This window comes from Mesorhizobium sp. WSM4833, assembly GCF_055811095.1.
Genome location: NZ_JBVVQG010000002.1, coordinates 199434 through 215982, shown reverse-complemented (window position 1 = coordinate 215982; position 16549 = coordinate 199434). Strand labels below are relative to the sequence as shown.

At 64.0% G+C, this 16549-nt stretch carries 14 protein-coding genes; 4 read left to right on the top strand and 10 right to left on the bottom strand.

Annotated features, from left to right (window positions below):
- Positions 1 to 22: 22 nt before the first annotated feature.
- From AC0L2D_RS04180 to AC0L2D_RS04170, 3 genes are all read right to left on the bottom strand, one after another.
- Positions 23 to 1993 (bottom strand): acyltransferase family protein, encoded by a 1971-nt coding sequence (locus AC0L2D_RS04180; protein WP_473540427.1) that lies wholly within the window; start codon positions 1991 to 1993, stop codon positions 23 to 25.
- 217 nt (positions 1994 to 2210) lie between these two features.
- A complete protein-coding gene (locus tag AC0L2D_RS04175; protein WP_013530594.1) occupies positions 2211 to 2504 on the bottom strand; it encodes a hypothetical protein in 294 nt (97 codons plus the stop codon).
- 162 nt (positions 2505 to 2666) lie between these two features.
- Positions 2667 to 3413: a helix-turn-helix domain-containing protein gene (locus AC0L2D_RS04170; protein ID WP_473540426.1), complete on the bottom strand. Its 747-nt coding sequence runs from the start codon at positions 3411 to 3413 to the stop codon at positions 2667 to 2669.
- A 228-nt stretch (positions 3414 to 3641) separates the two neighbouring features.
- Here AC0L2D_RS04170 and AC0L2D_RS04165 point away from each other — a divergent pair, with 228 nt between their 5' ends.
- Positions 3642 to 3947 carry a hypothetical protein gene (locus tag AC0L2D_RS04165; RefSeq protein WP_473540425.1) on the top strand — a complete coding sequence of 102 codons (306 nt, stop codon included), beginning with the start codon at positions 3642 to 3644 and terminating at the stop codon, positions 3945 to 3947.
- Here the strand turns inward: AC0L2D_RS04165 and AC0L2D_RS04160 are convergent, their stop codons facing one another.
- Positions 3948 to 4709: a Crp/Fnr family transcriptional regulator gene (locus AC0L2D_RS04160; RefSeq protein ID WP_473540424.1), complete on the bottom strand. Its 762-nt coding sequence runs from the start codon at positions 4707 to 4709 to the stop codon at positions 3948 to 3950.
- 545 nt (positions 4710 to 5254) lie between these two features.
- Between AC0L2D_RS04160 and AC0L2D_RS04155 the strand changes: the two genes are divergently transcribed.
- Positions 5255 to 5470: a hypothetical protein gene (locus AC0L2D_RS04155; protein ID WP_024501746.1), complete on the top strand. Its 216-nt coding sequence runs from the start codon at positions 5255 to 5257 to the stop codon at positions 5468 to 5470.
- Positions 5471 to 5753: 283 nt separating this feature from the next.
- Here AC0L2D_RS04155 and AC0L2D_RS04150 read toward each other — a convergent pair whose 3' ends face one another.
- From AC0L2D_RS04150 to AC0L2D_RS04135, 4 genes are all read right to left on the bottom strand, one after another.
- The gene (locus tag AC0L2D_RS04150) at positions 5754 to 5873 is read right to left on the bottom strand and encodes a hypothetical protein (protein WP_013530600.1); all 120 of its coding nucleotides are present in this window, start codon (positions 5871 to 5873) and stop codon (positions 5754 to 5756) included.
- A 109-nt stretch (positions 5874 to 5982) separates the two neighbouring features.
- Positions 5983 to 7014, bottom strand: a complete 1032-nt coding sequence (locus tag AC0L2D_RS04145) for a hydroxyacid dehydrogenase (RefSeq protein ID WP_024501745.1) — start codon at positions 7012 to 7014, stop codon at positions 5983 to 5985.
- 426 nt (positions 7015 to 7440) lie between these two features.
- Positions 7441 to 8631, bottom strand: a complete 1191-nt coding sequence (locus tag AC0L2D_RS04140; RefSeq protein WP_337121613.1) for an FAD-dependent oxidoreductase — start codon at positions 8629 to 8631, stop codon at positions 7441 to 7443.
- Between the two features lie 118 nt (positions 8632 to 8749).
- A complete protein-coding gene (locus tag AC0L2D_RS04135) occupies positions 8750 to 10246 on the bottom strand; it encodes a glucosamine inositolphosphorylceramide transferase family protein (RefSeq protein WP_473540423.1) in 1497 nt (498 codons plus the stop codon).
- Between the two features lie 249 nt (positions 10247 to 10495).
- Between AC0L2D_RS04135 and AC0L2D_RS04130 the strand changes: the two genes are divergently transcribed.
- Both AC0L2D_RS04130 and AC0L2D_RS04125 read left to right on the top strand, forming a co-directional pair.
- Complete coding sequence (locus AC0L2D_RS04130; protein ID WP_127369053.1) at positions 10496 to 12598, top strand: GumC family protein; 2103 nt, start codon at positions 10496 to 10498, stop codon at positions 12596 to 12598.
- A gap of 1 nt (position 12599) precedes the next feature.
- Positions 12600 to 13946: a VpsF family polysaccharide biosynthesis protein gene (locus AC0L2D_RS04125; RefSeq protein WP_275952577.1), complete on the top strand. Its 1347-nt coding sequence runs from the start codon at positions 12600 to 12602 to the stop codon at positions 13944 to 13946.
- Here AC0L2D_RS04125 and AC0L2D_RS04120 read toward each other — a convergent pair.
- Together AC0L2D_RS04120 and AC0L2D_RS04115 are read right to left on the bottom strand one after the other, a co-directional pair.
- On the bottom strand, positions 13909 to 15171 hold the full coding sequence (locus AC0L2D_RS04120) for a glycoside hydrolase family 5 protein (RefSeq protein WP_127371823.1): 1263 nt from the start codon (positions 15169 to 15171) through the stop codon (positions 13909 to 13911). The two genes, AC0L2D_RS04125 and AC0L2D_RS04120, sit on opposite strands and share 38 nt — an antisense overlap.
- Entirely contained in the window at positions 15168 to 16337 is a 1170-nt protein-coding gene (locus AC0L2D_RS04115) for a DUF1972 domain-containing protein (RefSeq protein WP_027160834.1), read from the bottom strand. The genes AC0L2D_RS04120 and AC0L2D_RS04115 overlap by 4 nt, the downstream gene beginning before the upstream one ends.
- Between the last annotated feature and the right edge of the window lie 212 nt (positions 16338 to 16549).

Genomic DNA, 16549 nt, shown 5'->3' with positions numbered 1-16549 from the left:
CGGGGCGCAGATGCCCAGGCGCCTAAAACAAGGCCCTCTCCAATGGCCCCGCCAGTGTCTCGGCAAAGCCCGTCGCCAGATGGTGCCTGTCACGAAACGCCAGCTTGCCTGATATGACGACGTGGCAGGAGGTCGGGCCGCAGAATTGGTTGGTGAGGTCGATGTAGCGGGTGTCGGGCACGCTGGTCACCACGGCGCGCTCGGTGGCGGCGGTGCTGTCGTTGGCGGCTTCGGCCCTTGGCGTGTCGCAGTGCGGCGAGGGTGCCTCGCGCCACCACAGGGTGCGCGCCACGCAGGAGCCGGCGAAGCTGGCGTTGATCGGCGTGTCGCGGATGACTGCCGTCTCGACACCGGCCCGGCTGAAGGCCTGCAAGGTCGAGCGCAGGCCGGCCTGCCAGCGCGCTACTTCGGCGGTGCGTTCGGCGGCGGGCAGATCGCGGGTCAGATTGCCGATGGAAAATTCGGAGATCACCACCAGGCGCGGCTTGCGGCGGATGATCTCTGATATGGCCTGCTCGCGCCAGGCGTCGCATTCGGTGTAGTCGCGCTTCAGCACCGTGTTGAAGGTGGAGAGCCGCGAGGCGCGGCACGATGATTTGAGGTAGGTGACCACCTTGGTGTCGTTGCGCCTGGCTGCTTCGATCAGCGGCGTCGACCAGTGGTCGGCGTGCGAATCGCCAAACAGCACGATGGTGCGGGTGGCATCGGCCGGGCCGAATGTGCAGGGTTTCGGCGTCACCGTTTGGAAGTCGGCCAGGCAGTTCTTGTCGACGGCCCGCGCGATGGAAGGTCTTTCGGCCGCCTGCTCGATGCCGCGCTGCTCGGGACCGATGTTGCGCGTGGCCAGATGCGCATTGGCGTAGGCGACCGCCACGCCGGCACCGGTCAGCGCCAGCGCGGGTGCGAGCGCGCGAGCGCCCACCGTCAGCCAGGCGCCGCGTCGTGCCGGGTTCTCGATGAGGTGATAGGTGAGCACCGACAGCGCCAGCGCCAGCACGCCGCAGCCCAGCCGCTGCGGCACCGTAAGATCGGGCGTCAGCATCCCGGCGTAGACGATGACCGGCCAGTGCCAGAGATAGAGCGAATAGGAGAGCGTGCCGATCCATTGCAAGGGCGGCAGCGACAAAGCGGTGGCCGGGCCAAGGACGTGCCGGTCGGTCCGCCCGTTGGTCTGTTCCCCGCAGCCGCCGCTCAGCAGCACCAGCACGGTGCCGGCAACCGGCAGCAGTGCATACCAGCCGGGGAAGGGCAGGTCCTCGCTCAACAGGCGATAGGCCGTCGCAATCAGCGCCAGGCCGAGCCAGCCAAGGGCTGGCCGCAGCCAGATGCGGTGCTGCAGCAAAGCCATGGGGACCAGCGTCGCCAGGCCGCCGGCAGCGAACTCCCAGGCGCGCAGCGGCGAGAAATAGAAGGCCCAGGCCGGCGCCGCGCTGGTCAGCCACAGGCAGGCGGCGAAGGAGGCGAGGCCGACCACGCCGATCATGGTTGCGGCCGTTCGCCGGCCCGGCCGCAGCCAGGCGGCCAGCAGAAGCAGCGCCGGCCAGGCCAGATAGAACTGCTCCTCCACCGACAGCGACCAGAAGTGGATGAAGGGATTGCTGGTGGCGTCGGCGGCGAAATAGTCGAACGACCAGCGCAGCAGCCACAGATTGATGGCATAGGCGGAGGCAAACATGGCGCCGCGCGAATAGAGCGCCTGCTCCTGCGGCGCCAGGATGAAGTAGCCGGCGGCCAGCGTGACCAGGATGACGAACAAAGCTGCCGGCAGGAGCCGCCGCGCGCGCCTGGCATAGAAGCGCCAGAGGTCGAGCCGGCCGGTCTCGCCGATCTCCTGCATGAGATGGGTCGATATCAGCCAGCCCGAGATGACGAAGAAGATGTCGACGCCGGCAAAGCCGCCGGGGAGCGCGGTGAGGCCGAAATGGTAGGCGACGACGCCGCCGACGGCGAGCGCGCGCAATCCTTGTATGTCCGGCCGGAACGATGCTGCCACGACGGCTCCCTCGTGCAAGCCCAGCCCCTGTGCAATGTCGGCGGTGCAGGCCGATATCGCAATGCAACAAATTTATCGCAGTGCAACATGGCAGAAATGGGGAGATGGGCCGGGTGCCGGCCGCGCCCGATCCTTGCGTGGCTGGCTTGTCTGCACACCTGCGGCAGACGCAAAACAGCCCCGCGCGGGGCTGTTTCTCATTCGGGTTGCTGGACTGCTACTTGCTGCCGCCGTTCGCTTTCACGCTGCTGCAGAATTCGGGATGGCTGTTGGCCGCAGTGGCGTCCTTCGCCTCGTCCTCGCAGGCCTTCATCATCGCGGTCTGGTCGTCCGGCGTAAGGGCCTTCCAGGCTTTCACGAAGTCGTCGTTGCTGACCATCGTCTTCATGCTGCTATCGGTGTAGAAGGGCTGCATCTTGGCTGGATCGTCGAGAGCCGACGTTTTGGCAAACGCCGCGCCGCCGACCATCGAAAGTGCCATGGCGCCCAAGCAGATCATCTTGATGTTCATGGGTACTCTCCTGTTGCTTTGGGATCGTCGAAGCAACGATCCATTGGAAAACGACAGGTTTGGGTGAAAGTTCCGGCATTTTTTGCGCAAAAAAGCCGAAACGAGGAAAAATATAGCCGAAAAACTTGAAACTTTCCCCGATTTTTCCCGTAGGGGGCGAGTTTATCGGGTCTCTCGTGCGAGACTGACCACCAGTCGATCGACGCTGGGGTCGTCGAGGCTGACGATATGGGCCATCTGCAGCGCCCGCTTCATGCTGACCCTGGTGACGTCCTGCCGCATGATGACCGGCACAAAGGCCGGCCCCGATCCTGTGAGGACGATCGCCTTGCCGACCAGAACCGGTTCGGAGATGGGAGCCCACTGTACGGTCATGATCGAGGGCTCGCTTGTCTGGCGGCGGTTGATGCCTGTGAAATAGATCCAGTTCAGGCGCGAGATCGCTACGCCGTAGTGGTTGCCGGGCATTCTGGCGCCACCCTGGCCATCGCCCGGGGCCCACCGCGTCACCCGCCGGAAGGTGACCAGCTCGGCCTCACGTCGCAGGAAGGTGACCGAGCGCATCAGAAGGTCGGGGCGGCCGGGAACCGAAAAATAGGTGAAATAAGTGCCGCCGGCGATGGCGGGCGACGGCGGCCGCACCATGTTTTCGTACAGTGCCTCGCGCAGCGATGCGTTGCCGTCGCCCTTGGCTGCGGGAATAGCCGGCTCGCGATACAGCTCGTTTTCGTCGATCTTGAAATAATCGCAGATCAGCCTGGCGGTGGTTTTGTTGGGCACTGCCTTGCCTTGCAGATAGCGCTCGAACTGGGTGCGATTGATGCCAAGCTCACGGCACACCGCGCTGACGGAAGCGTGGCGCTGGACCAGCCGCCTGAGATTGGCGGCGAGATTCTCGCGAATTGGCACGACATCTCCCCGACAGACGTACGGACCAGTATTCAAGCGATAGCTTATATACACTTGCATGCCGTGGCGCTGGCGCGAAGATGGACCTTTGGCCAATAGGCAACGATCCCGTAGAGCGTAGGCTGTACGATTCTGACAGTCCGGCTATGCAAGCCGCGTAAATGGGCGTATTTCGGTGGCAAGAGCGACCTCGGATCGGCCTCTCGACATCCTGTAATGGAGGGCGGTTTGGATCATACCGACCTGGTCGAGCTTCTGGACTACACGCAGGCGCAATTGACGAAGATCCGCCAGGCGGTCGCGGCAAGCGATCACGCCGGTGCCATGTTCACCATTGATTGCCTTGTCGGAGCGGCGGCCGAGCAGACGAAGTGCAAGCTTGCAAGCCTGGAGCATGCCGGCTTGCCGATCGGCAAGGATGGGCCGATCGGCAGGGATGGGCCGATCGGCAGGGATGGGCCCATAGAAGGCGGTGCGGCACCGCCCGGCAAAGCGACATCGGGCAAGCCGGATGCCGGCAGCAGCCGCTCCTGATCAGGCCGCGCCGATCTCGCCGATCAGCCTTGCATATTCGGCCTCGGCTTCGCCGTAACTGCCATTGGCGAGTTCCAGCAGCCCGGCGCGGTCGCGAATGACGATCTCGCCCCGTCTCGAGCGAATCAACGCGCGGCCTTCGAGCAATTGAAGCGCGACGGTGACGCCTGGCCGCCTGACACCAAGCATGATGGCCAGGAATTCGTGGGTGATGGCGAGATGTTCGCCGGGCACCCGGTCGTCGCACATGAGCAGCCATCGCGCCAGCCGCTCCTCGAGCTTCAGCCGCGCGTTGACGAGCGCGGTGCAGCCGGCCTGGGTTTGTAGTGCGTTGACGAAGCGCAGCAGGAACATGCGCAAGGTCGTACTTGCCGCCAAAGCTGCCTTGAAAGCGCCGGCTTCGATGCGGATCGCTTCGCCTTCGAGTTGGACATAACAGGCATGCGGCGCACGGTCGTCGCCCATCACCAGGGAGTATCCCGTCATGCCTTCGAAGCCGATGAAGCCCACTTCGGCCTCTTGGCCGCTTGCGGTGCTGGCGACCACCGAACCAATGCCCTGTTCGATGAAGTAGACGGCCTCGATCGGAACATTCGGGGTCACCAGCATCATGCGCAATGGCAAGTCGCAGCGCTGCATGTGCGGCTCGAGCAACGCCAGATCATCCGCAGGCATGCGCCGCAGCAGTTGGTTTCGGTACGGATGGTTCCCGTCGGGATTGGGTTTTTTGTCGGGATCAGAGTTTTTGTTGGGATCAGACATGGCGTGGCCCAATGCAGGGCAAGAGCCATCCAATCTCCCAGCCGTCCGTGCCCGTAAAAACGTGAGGACGATGGCCTATGTATAGGGGCTCTGAACGCAGAAAGATATCAATGCGATATGAAATTCGAAGCACGGCGCCCCCCAACGCCTGTTCGCATATGAAAAGATCGGCCTGAATGTTAGTGTCGGAAACGTACCAAACGCCATTTGGTACAAAACCGACATATTTCATGAGAGCGCCGGATCACGCCGATAAAATCCGCTGGCCAATGAAAGCGCCATGTCGCGCTGGGCCTGGGGACCGTTCGAAGAAGGGGGAGGACCGGGGGGAGAATTGTACGATAGTTACTGTGATGAAGGCCGATGTTGACTCTTGCTCAGCCCGATTTCATTTTTTGACCCACAGCGTCTAAAGCGCATCGCGTTTGATCCGATTTATGCGATGCGCTTTAGGGTCTTTGTTTATGCATGTCGTTCTCCCAAAGCCGAGGTCACCTTTGGACGACATGCATTAGAAAGTGGCGCTGCTCCGAAAGGGGCTTCTTATGTCGAGCCTTCGTAAGCGCAATCCCGGTCTCCATCCTTCCGATCTGCAACTGTGCCAGCGCGTCTTCGATCGGGTCTGCCTGGAGCGCAAATTTGATCGCATGTCGGGGGAGTCGGACGTGCAGCTTCTGGCAGCCACGGTGTTTTCGCTGTTCCAGAATGGCTGCCGCAATGAAGGCGAGTTGCTTGAGAGTTTCAGGCGGACCCGCCAATGACCAAGGCCAGGATCACGTCCGCGGCACCGGCCGAAAACGAACCTTACGACGCTGCGGTCTTCGCCCGGAAATACGGCATGTCGCGGAAGGCCGCGGAGGTCGTGCTGTCCGCGAATGGACCGTCCAGAACAGCCTGTGACGCTGCCGCCCGCTCTTTTATGGAAGCGGTTGCCCGCAGAGCGAAGAGCAGCCATAAACACTGATGCTGCGCCTGGAGCGATTGCCGTCTCGCCGCCGACCCGCGGGCGCCTCCAATGCTACCTTCATCGAACACCGTGAGGCGTCAGCCTGCCGGGCCTGTCGGGCCGATCGGACCGGTCACTCCTGAAGTGGCTTGCTGCGCCGTCACGGCGGAGAGTTTCTGCCGTTTGAGCAGCATCGGCTTTTCATAGATCTTCTTCATGGTCACGGCCTCCCTCCGCAAAGTTCGATTGCGGTAGCGTCATCGCCGGCCGCGCTCCTGTCAAGCCGACCTGGTCGAGGGCCGGCCAACCCGAACGAAAATCCACGCCTCAATTCCTGTCGGCCGGCTTGGAACGCATGCGCGAAACCGTCTCGCGCTCGGCGCGTTTGGAGCGCAGCGGCGGCAGGTCGCGGTCGATCAGGTCCATGTCCTCCAGCACCATATCGCCCATGCGCTTGAAGGCGATGTCGAGCGCGCCGGCGCGGTGAGCCGAGCGCAGGAAGCCGGGCAGGGCGCGCACCGGATGGTCCCGCGCCAGCGGTTCTTCGGGGAAAACGTCGCTGGCGGCGACGATGTGGCCGCTCTTCACCGCCGCCATCAGCGCCGGGAAGTCCACCACGCCGGCGCGGCTGAGCAGGATGAAGGCAGCGCCCTTGCGCATGCCGGCAAAGGCGTCGGCACCGAGAAACCCCTGGTTCTCGCTGGTCACCGAGGCAACGACGAAGATGAAGTCGCTGGTCGACAGCACCTCGTCGAGGGAGGCCGGCTCGACGCCGTTGTCGATGAGGATCGATGGCGGCAGCCACGGATCGAAGACTTTGGTGCGGGTGCGGAAACCCGACAGCAGCCGGTTGAGCGCCCGGCCGAGATCGCCGAAACCGATGATGCCGACATCGGCGCCAGACAAGAGCCGCGCCGTCTGGTTGCCGTCGCCGCCCCACAGTTCCTGTCCCTGGCGGAAGGCGAGGTCGGCATCGACGATGCCGCGGGCGAGATTGAGTGCCATCGCAAGGCCAAGCTCCGCGACCGGCTCGGCGAACACCAGGCCGGTGGTGACGACATGGATGCCGCGCGCGAACAACGTCTCGTAGGGCATGTTGTTGATGAGGTTGGTCTCGACATTGAAGACGCAGCGCAGCGCCTTCATCCGGTCGAGCGTTTCGGGCGATATGGGCGGCTGGCCGATGATATAACGCACCTCGGCCAGCACGTCGGCCGGCAGTTTCGCGACGCCGTCAGCGGTCGTCTCGACGATGCGATAGTGCGCCTTGAGCCGCGCCAGCTGCCGGGCTGTGAAGATCAGGTCGAGCGTGCGTGGTTCAGGCGCACTGATGACCAGCGGCAAGGCGCTGTTGGACATGACTATTCCCTCTGTTCCCCAATGGCCAAAATACCTTGGATGAAACGATTTACAACATCGCGCGGCCGAGGAGCGCGGGATTGGCGCTGGGGATGAGGTGCCCTGTCGGAGCCGATATGTGCCGGCAATGCAACAGTGAAGAATCGTTTGACCGCGATGGCGTGGATACGACGCAAGAACCAGTAATGGCACAATTGACACGGGGCTGGGAATTGGTTCTGCTGGCGCCGTATCAATTCGGAGGGCACTTTACAGTGAAGAAATACGAGAAACCAACCTTGCAGAAGCGCGACAGGCTTTCGGGTGTCACGGCCCAGACTGCCCCATCGACACCTCCGCCGGCCGTCAGTGATTGATTGGCGTCTGACGCATTCGCCTGACAGGGCAATCAATAGCGGCAATCGATAGGGCGCGACTGGTCGCGCCCTATCGCATATTGGCCATGGGCGCCTGCTTCTGTCCCAGATGCCGGACCTTACGGCCGATGATCATCAGCTGGCGCGCGGTGTTGTTGCGCAGGCGCCGCACGCGCCATTCCAGCCCGGTGTCGGCGGTAATCGACTTGGCATAGTAACTGACCCGCATGCCATCCTCATCGGCAGCCACCTTGACCGGGTCGTCATAGAAGGCGTTGATCTTGTCAGCCGCCATGCCTGGAGTTTCGAGCCAGCGTGGAATGTGAACCGAATGGAGCTGATCGACATCGGTCATCACGCGGCCGATGCCGACGCCCGGCGTCGGACACGTGGTACAGAAAGCATCGCCGATGAAGATGACCCCGTCGCGGCGATGGCCTTGCGTCGTGCTCAGACTGATCTGCCTGACCTCGACAGGACTCGCGACTTCGAAGTTGCCGCATCGCACGGCTATTTCGGGCATCAATTCGCAGAGCATCTTTTGCGGCTCCTGGCGGAACGCCCGCGTCCACGGCTCGGCCACATTGCGATAGAGGAACATGTTCGCCCGCATCTTGTCGCCGAGGGGAAAGATGCTGATGTAGGCGATACGGTCGGCGGCCCGCCTGCTGTAGCAGGTGACGGACTGATGACCGAAATCGCTGGGCGAGATGGCGAGGTCGAATCCCATCGACAGGGAATGCGCCTTCGATTGCTCGATACGCTCGACGCCGACGGCGCGCCGCACCGCCTCGCCGTGACCGGTTGCCACCACCAGCAGGCGGGCATCGATGACGGTGCCGTCGGCCAGCACAAGCCGCTGCCGGTCCGGTCCAGTCGAGACTTCGGTTACCTTGCCGACCGTCAGCGGCACTTGCGCAGGCAAGGCGTCGCGCAGGCCATTGATCAGCGCGCCATAGGAGAATGTGAATTCAGCCTTCTTCTCATGCGCGAAGAACTGGCCGAGGCGAAAGACATGCGTGTCGGTCGTGGAGGTGACGAGACGCTTGAGTGTCGCATCGAGGCCGAGCTTTTCGAACAGCAGCATCTGGTCCATGCCGATCTTCTCGGCCCGGAATTCCTCGTGGTGGACGCGGTGCGGATCGATCAGCGCCACCTTGCGGCCGGCTCGTCCCAACAGAATTGCCAAGGTCGTGCCGGCCATTCCGGCACCGACGATCGCCACATCGACTTGGGCCGGGCCAGCCTCTGAGATACTCATTTTGCTGCTCTTTCTGATGGCAACGGCGCGTTTCACAATCTCCGGTAGAAAATATCTTCCGGACCTAAATCAACCGCAAGCAACCGGCGCGCGTGCTTGGTAGTAACCAATGTTTAGGTTAATCGCGGGCCCGCTGCTTCCAGCGCGGTGCGATCGCCGAGCCATCGATGAACTCAAAGCCGCCAGCCTCGTTGAGCGTGTGAAGTTTACGCCCACTCCATAGCGCACCTGGATTTAAGATGGTTTCAACGACCTGCTCCATGCCGATCAAATCGAGGTGAGAAATGCGTGCGATGCCAAGCGCCGCGCCATAGCTCCTGCGGCAGTCCTGGACCGGGCGCAGCAGGTCGTTGCCGCGCCTGACCATGCGGCCGGCCGGCCGCGCCGAGGCGATATCGATCAGCACGGGATTTTTGGGGTGCGGCGTCCAGGGGCCGCGAAAATCCGGCGCCGACCACAGATGCAGCGCGTCGGAGAAGGCGCCGCCGCCGTCGCGGACGGTGGCGAACAGCCACCAGGCGCCGCCATGCTCGACAAGCGTGGCGTCGCTGGCGACGACACCGGACAGAAGCGTCGCCTCCTTGACCCATCCGCCGGGAAAAGCTGTGGCCCGGTAGAGATCGACCGTGCCGTTGGCGCAGCTTTCCGGCACCATCCAGACCTCGCCGTCGCGCTCGAAGACGAAGGGGTAGGAGAGATGGTAGGGCAGCTCCAACACCGGTTCAGGCCTTCCGAGCGGGCCTGCCGGGCCGAAGGGAACGGCGGAGATGATGGCTTTGCCGAGCCGATGGATATAGTCCTCGACGAACAGGGTCAGCTGGCCCTGGTAGAGGATGGGGAACGGATCGGCGTAGAAGCGGCTGCCGTCGTCCGGCAACTCTTGCCAACCCGACGCCGGATGCGCGCGCAGCTCGAACAGATCGCGGCTCCCGGTTTGCCGCCAGCCGACCTTCCAGTGCGGCGCGTTGTAGCAAAGGTGATAGATCTTCTGGATGATCCGCCGCGCCAGCGCCTTGCCGGCCCTGACCCCAAGCTTGCCCGCCGAGGGCATTGGCGGCGGGCCACCCACCTGCGCCGGTTCGGGCAGATCAGGCACGGACTTTGCCGCGCCTGACATGGCAGCTATGATCAGGCTTGCTGTGCGCGCCAGCATATCCTGGAAGGACGCCAGCGCGATGCCGCCATATTCGGTGCCCAGACGCCCGGCGGCGATCGCAACGCCGTTCTCCTCGATGCGGGCAAGCGGCGTGCGACCTGCGAGGATCAGGGCCAGCAAGGCCGCTTCGCCGCTGGCGCCGTCATAGGTGACGCGCCAGATCCGTGTGTTTTCCAGCCTGACATCGCCGCAGAGGTCGATGACCAGGGCAGGCGAAGCGGGGGACTGCCGGTAGGGCGCGAGCGCCGAAAGCGGCACACGCTTGGCCAGTCCATCGTGGGACAGTCCGTGGATCGCCGTTTCGAGTTGAAACAGGGCCGCGGCGCTGCGCGGAATGCCGCCGCCCGCCGGCCTGACATCGACGGACAGTTCGACGTCTTCGAGCGCGGCGAGGCGCTCCAGCAGCGTGACGTGAAAGGCGCGGATGCAGTCGCCGTCCAGGCGGAGGCTTATCTGCATGTTGGAGGTCCGAAAAGGCGGTGCCCGGCCTTGCCGGCCAGACCGGTCCGGTCAAATTGTAACCCCATCTGCATTCGTCTCCGCTCGCTGCGTAGCCAACACCTCGATATGTATATTTTTAAGCAAACCGCGTGCCAAAATTCACGTCACCTCTCAACATAATTAACAATGTTTTAACAGTTGGAGGAATAGCTAGGTTAGCGCCGCAAACTGATCTTGCCGGCATATGGAGTATTGTCGGAGGCAACCATGCAATCATCCCTGCCCATGGTTCCTCAGCAACACTCCCCGGATCCGGCACGCGCGGGATCATATGCAGCCTCCACTGTCGAACTGGGCGATCTGAAGCGCATCCTGGTGCGCCGCCGGTTCTGGATCTTCGGCACCGTCGCACTGCTGACGCTGGTCGCCCTGCTCTACGGCCTTTTCACACCGGCGCTCTACAGCTCGGCGGCGGAAATCCTGATCGATCCGCAGGACCTGCAGGTGGTCACCAACGACGTCAATCCCAGCCGTATCTCACCCGATGGCGGCATCACGCAGGTCGAGAGCCAGGTCAGCGTGGTCCAGTCGACAGGCGTGCTGATGCGGGCGATCGCGGCGACAAACCTGACGCAGGATCCGGAATTCAATGGGCAGGGCTTGCTGTCGCGCCTGCTCGGTTCGGCATCAGCCGAAGGCGACAGGTCGGTGCAGACACTCGACGCGCTGCGCCGGCGCCTGGCGGTGAAGCGGGCCGACAAGGTCCTGGTCCTCGACGTCATCGTCACCGCCAAGAGCGCCGACAAGGCCGCCCTCCTGGCCAACGCCATCGCGCAGGCCTACCTGGTCGACCAGGCGAGCGCGCGCGCGAAAATGGCCAAGGACGCTTCCGAGTCGATCACCGCGCGGCTGGACGAGCAGCGCAAGCGCGTCCAGCAAGCCGAAAACGCCGTCGAAGCCTACAAGTCCGCCAACAACATGGTGATGGCGGCAGGCAATCTGGTCAGCGACCAGGAACTGACCGAGATCAACACGCAGCTTGCGGCGGCGCAGAGCCGCACCGCGGCGCTGAAGGCGCAGGTCGACCAGATGCGCCGGCAGAGCGGCACGCCGGACGCAACTTCGGAAGCAATGCGCTCGGCGGTGATCTCGAGCCTGCGGGCGCAAGAGGCGACGTTGGTCGACCAGGTCTCGCAGCTCGGCACGGAGTTGGGGCCGCGTCATCCCTCGCTGATCGCAGCCCAGCAGCAACTGCGCGACACGCGCCAGCTGATCGCGCGCGAACTTGGCCGCATCGCCACCGCCACCGAGACCGACTACGAACGGGCGCTGGCCAACCAGCAGGCGCTGGAAGCCAAGGTCGCCGGCATGAAGAGCAAGTCGCTCGACACCGATCAGGCCTCGGTGCGGCTGCGCGAATTGCAGCGCGACCTCGAGGCGCTGCGTTCCGTCTACTCGAACTATCTCCAGCGCGCCCAGGAGACGCGCGAGCAGATCAATGTCGACAGCACCAATGCGCGCATCATCTCCAACGCCATGCCCGCCTTGAAGAAGAGCTGGCCGCCTCTGCCGCTGCTGTTGCTGGGCGCGATATTCGGCGGCCTTGGGCTCGGCACCGGTCTGGCGCTGATCGCCGAATATTCCTCGCCGACGGTGCTTTCCAGCGCCCAGATGCAGTCGGCCATCGACGCGCCGGTGCTGGGCGTGGTGCCGGCAAAGTCAGACACAGGCCGGCGCTGGTGGCCTTTCGGCGGGGCGCGCGCCGCCGCCTCCAGCCAGAAGACCGATGCCGTCGTCGGCCTTGCGCTCAGGCGCATGTTCAGTTCGGGCCAGCGTCCGGCGGACTGGCCGCTGGTGCCTTCCATCTTGGTGACATCGTCGCCGGGCGAGGGCGCGCAGCGCAGCCGGGTGGCGCGGCTGCTGGCCAATGCCGCGGCATCCAGGGGCAGCCGTGTGCTGTTCATCGATGCCAATGCTGGCGGCGGCGGCCAGAAGGATCCGCAGCCGGGGATCCTCGATGTTCTGCGCGGCGAGTACGCGTTCGAGGCCGTCAGCCATTACGCCGCCGGCAGCAACGTTGCCGTGCTGGGCAGGGGCCGCTCAAAGGCGGTCTTCCAGGAAGCGCATGGCATCTATTTTGCGCAGCAGATGCTGGCGCGGGCCAGCCGGAGCTTCGACCTCGTCGTCATCGACGGTGGCGCGCTGGCCGACAATCTCAATGCCTCGCCGCTGGTCGCCATGGCCGACGAGATCGTGCTCGTCGCCACGCTGAACGCCACCCCGATGCGCGACGTCACGACGACTTCGCAGGCGGTCTCCGTCATGGGGCGCCTGCCGACAGCCGCCTTGCTGGTCGACGAGGCCGCCTGATATGGCGGCCAGTTGGAGCGCAAGCGCTTCGAACCTTGGTGCTGCCGCACCCCGCGCCGGCACGCCCATCTCCGGCACCTCGGTCGATGCACTGACGCACTTCGGACTGATCGCGGCGGTAGCGGTGCTGTTCAGCATCTCGGGGGGCATGCTGTGGCTGGTCGGCTACAATTATGATGGCCTGTTCGGCAACCCGGCGACCAAGATCCACCCGTCCACCTATCTCATCGTCCTGCTGCTTGCCTGGCGCTCCTGCGCATCAGGCAATCCGGTCGGCCATATCGTCCATCTCGCCGACAGGCGGCCGGCCAGCGCGCTGATGGCCGCCATATCGATCGTGCTTCTGGTCGTCGTCATCGCCAGGCAGCGGCCCGGTATGGCCGGCATGATCGATACGTTCGTGGCTGCGGCACTTCTCGTGCTGATGCTCAGCGAGGACGACGAACGGACCTTCGCCGGGCTGCAGACCGTCGTCCACGTGGTCATGACAGCGAATGCCTTGCTTGCCCTTTTCGAGTTCGCCACCAAGACGCTTATCTTCCCCTATCGCCTCGACGGCGTGGCGTTTACCACCGATCTGCGCTCGAGCGCGCTGCAGGGGCATCCGCTTGCCAATGCCATGGTGACTTCGATCTATGTGCTTGCGCTGCTCTCCGGTGCCAGATCCCTGTCGATGCCTGTGCGGATAGGGTTGATCGGCTTGCAATGCGCGGCACTCGTCGCCTTCGGCGGCCGCACGGCGATGGTGACGACGGTGGTGCTCGGCGGCTGCTACCTGCTTTTTCAGGGCATCACCAAATTGCGCCAGGGCCGCGTCAATCTCCTGGGTGCGGCACTCGGCTTCATGCTCGCCGCCCTGCTGCCGGTCGTCATCATCGTGGCGGCATATCTGGGCTTTTTCGACGCGCTGCTGGAGCGCTTCGTGTCGGACAGCGGCAGCGCCAATGCCCGCGTCGAGATGTTCGAGCTCTTCAAGCACCTGGAATTGCGCGATCTGATCGTGGGGCCGGATGTCGACCTGATCGACAGCCTGCGTCGCATCAACGGTCTCGAACAGGGCATCGAGAACCCGATCATCCGCACGGTCCTTTATCAGGGCGCCTTCTTCACGCTTTTGCTGACGTTCGGCTTCGTGCTGTTCCTGTTCGAGGTGGCGCGCCGCTGCCATCCCGGCATCTGGCTGCCGATGCTGGGCTGGGTCATCCTGATCAACACTTCGGAAAGCGTCGCGTCGAAGACGACGCTGCTGACCAAGTTCGTGGTGCTGGCATTGGTGCTCTATCGGCCGGCGCGGGCAGCGTTCAGGCCGGTCAGTCCGCCGGCATGGTCAGGCCAAGCGCCGCGATGATATCGGGGTCCAGCGCCCGGGTGGTGTCGTCCATCATGCCCATGCCATCGAAGAGATCCCACAGTGCCCAGGCGAAGCCGAGTTCCTCGGCGCTCCGCCTCACATCGGCGATGTAGCGCCCGCGATCCGGATTGGGCGCGGCGACATAGCGGGCGTCGGTGCGCAGCGCGCCGAACTCGCCCATGATGATGCGTTCCGGCGCAAGGCTATGGCCATCGGCCCAATCGCGGACCTGGCGAAGATATTTGTCGACAAACCAGCGGTCGGGCTGGGCGTCGAAATAGACTTTCAGCACACGCTCGGTCTCGGCATAGGCTGCTTGCTTGGCGTCTTCAGGGGTTTCGGTGTCCTGCGCCATGCGCGCCCTGACCGATGCCAGCGTCTGTTGCAGCGAGCCGGCGGATGCCGGCCACGGCACATTGTTGAGCGACCGATAGACCGGCTCGCGCATCCAGGGCGCGCCCTGATGGCTGAACAGATAGGGCTCATAGAAGTGGAAGGTGAACAGGATCGGCTCGAAGGGCGACAGCGGGCCCGGATCGAGCGCGGTCAGTCCGCTCACCATCGAGCCGCAGCCTCCGGTGACGACCAACGGCAGGGTCGCTGCCGATGCCCTTGCCGCGGTCAGAAGCGCGAGCTGGATTTGCAACCAGACGTTCGACGCGCAGGCCTGCGCCGGTTCGTTGACCGGCTCGAGCGCCACCCTGCCGGGCTGGAACCGCGCCAGCCTGCCGGCAAGCTCGCCGACCAGCCCGCGATAGAGATCGAAAGCGGGTGCGGCGGTGCTGGAGACCATGCGGTCGGGGTTCCAGTAATGGGTGGCAGCGTTGGCCTGGATGTTGACGATGATGCCAAGATCGGCGTCGAGGGTGGCGGTGACGGCGGCGTCCAGCATGTCCAGCAACTGACTGCGCGTCTTGGCGTCGGCGGCCAGGAAAGGGCCGGGATCGATGGGCAAGCGGATGAAATCGAGCCCGGTCTCGCGCAACCGACGCAGGTCGTCTGGGGTCGGCACCGGCCGTTGCGACTGGAAGGGCGGCCAGCCGTAGTCGGTGCGGGGTGCGGGAAATTCACGCGTCAGCGAGAACCAGGGCCAGGCGTTGACGCCGCGCCGTAACCGCGTCTCGGCGGCGGCGCGAGCGATTGGTGCGACCGGGAGCGAGCCGAGAGCCGCTGCAGTGGACAGCGCGGTCCGCAGCACCCGCCGGCGCGACCAGCCTATCATACGGTTCCTGGCGATGCGTGATCCATCGCAGTGGTCTTGGCGGCGGTCATGCCGAGCAGATGATAGGCCTCGTTTTCATAGGCGAGCAGGACATCGTCCCAGCGAAAGGCTTCGCGGGCCCGCGCCCTCGCGGCAACGCCGCAGGCCTTGACCAGGGCATCATCGTCCAGCGCCTGCTGCATCCGCTCGGCGCAACTGTTCTTGTCGGTGAAGTAGATCGCCGCAGCCCCTGCGGTCCACCTGTTGTAGGGATTGTCATGCGCGATCACCATGTTGCCGGCCGCCAGCGCCTCGACCAGCGACGGGTTGGTCCCGCCCACCGTGTGGCCGTGCAGATAGGCGCGGGCGTGGAAGCGCAGGGCCTTCACCGTTGCCTGGTCGTAAATGGCGCCCGGCAGCACCACCGAACCGTTCGCCGCCTTGCGGATGGCGGCATGGTAGGGGATGTCGTCGGACAGCGTTCCCAGCACCACCAGCTTCATGTCGCGCTTGGTGGAGCAAAAGGATTCGACAATCGGCAGGATGTTGTTGTCGGGTTCGATGCGCGCGATCGAGATGAGATAACGCCCGGGCTCGAGGCCGAGCGCCCGGACCGGCGCCTCGGGCGCTGATGCCACCGGATCGGCGCCATAGGCGATGGTGGCGATGGCGCTGCGCGGCCGGCGCGTCGCCAGGTGATCGGCGATGGCGGGATGATCGGCGACCAGCCGATGCGAGGCCCAAGCGCCGATCCATTCGTTGAGCCAGAACCAGGTTCGCGCCGCCATCCCCCATTTGGGGCGACGCCACTCGATGCCGTCCATGTTGGTGAAGATCTTGCGCCGCTTCAGCCTGAGCCAGGTCAGGAAGACCGCGCCATTATAGCCGAGCACCAGGCAAACGCCCTGTCGCCTGGCAGCATCGCGGGCGCATTGCCAGTCGAATTCCAGGGTCGCGCGCGGTCCCTTGGAGGCGACCTGGATGTGAATGAGCTCGATGCCGCGCCAGGTTTCGCTGCGCACCCGCTGGTCGATCCGCTCGACCTCATCCTGGCAATAGACGCCGACCTTCCAGCCGCGCCCGACAAGAAACAGCGCCAGTTTTTCGGCAAAGGTTTCAAAGCCGCCATGGGCCGCGGGTATGCCGCGGGTCCCCAGGATTAGAATGGCGGGCTTTTCTGGTTTCATGGCCGGCGGCACTTTCACACATCTCATATATTAGATATTGCTTAATTTATAATGAGCAGACCGCAACTTTCGTGCCATCTTCCGATTTCGGTATCCTGGGAGGGGATCATGGCGCGGGGTTGTAAAAAAACGGTGTTGAACCCGGTGGTTGTTTCATTCTCGGTCAACCCTTCTGTGCGTAGCTGTATCGAAACGAAGCAATGCCAGGGGCG

Excerpts from the sequence above, each read along its gene's own strand:
- AC0L2D_RS04175 (WP_013530594.1), bottom strand. The coding sequence starts at position 2,504 with ATGAACATCAAGATGATCTGCTTGGGCGCCATGGCACTTTCGATGGTC.
- AC0L2D_RS04160 (WP_473540424.1), bottom strand. The coding sequence starts at position 4,709 with ATGTCTGATCCCAACAAAAACTCTGATCCCGACAAAAAACCCAATCCC.
- AC0L2D_RS04155 (WP_024501746.1), top strand. The coding sequence starts at position 5,255 with ATGTCGAGCCTTCGTAAGCGCAATCCCGGTCTCCATCCTTCCGATCTG.
- AC0L2D_RS04150 (WP_013530600.1), bottom strand. The coding sequence starts at position 5,873 with ATGAAGAAGATCTATGAAAAGCCGATGCTGCTCAAACGGCAGAAACTC.
- AC0L2D_RS04145 (WP_024501745.1), bottom strand. The coding sequence starts at position 7,014 with ATGTCCAACAGCGCCTTGCCGCTGGTCATCAGTGCGCCTGAACCACGC.
- AC0L2D_RS04140 (WP_337121613.1), bottom strand. The coding sequence starts at position 8,631 with ATGAGTATCTCAGAGGCTGGCCCGGCCCAAGTCGATGTGGCGATCGTC.
- AC0L2D_RS04135 (WP_473540423.1), bottom strand. The coding sequence starts at position 10,246 with ATGCAGATAAGCCTCCGCCTGGACGGCGACTGCATCCGCGCCTTTCAC.
- AC0L2D_RS04130 (WP_127369053.1), top strand. The coding sequence starts at position 10,496 with ATGCAATCATCCCTGCCCATGGTTCCTCAGCAACACTCCCCGGATCCG.
- AC0L2D_RS04125 (WP_275952577.1), top strand. The coding sequence starts at position 12,600 with ATGGCGGCCAGTTGGAGCGCAAGCGCTTCGAACCTTGGTGCTGCCGCA.
- AC0L2D_RS04120 (WP_127371823.1), bottom strand. The coding sequence starts at position 15,171 with ATGATAGGCTGGTCGCGCCGGCGGGTGCTGCGGACCGCGCTGTCCACT.
- AC0L2D_RS04115 (WP_027160834.1), bottom strand. The coding sequence starts at position 16,337 with ATGAAACCAGAAAAGCCCGCCATTCTAATCCTGGGGACCCGCGGCATA.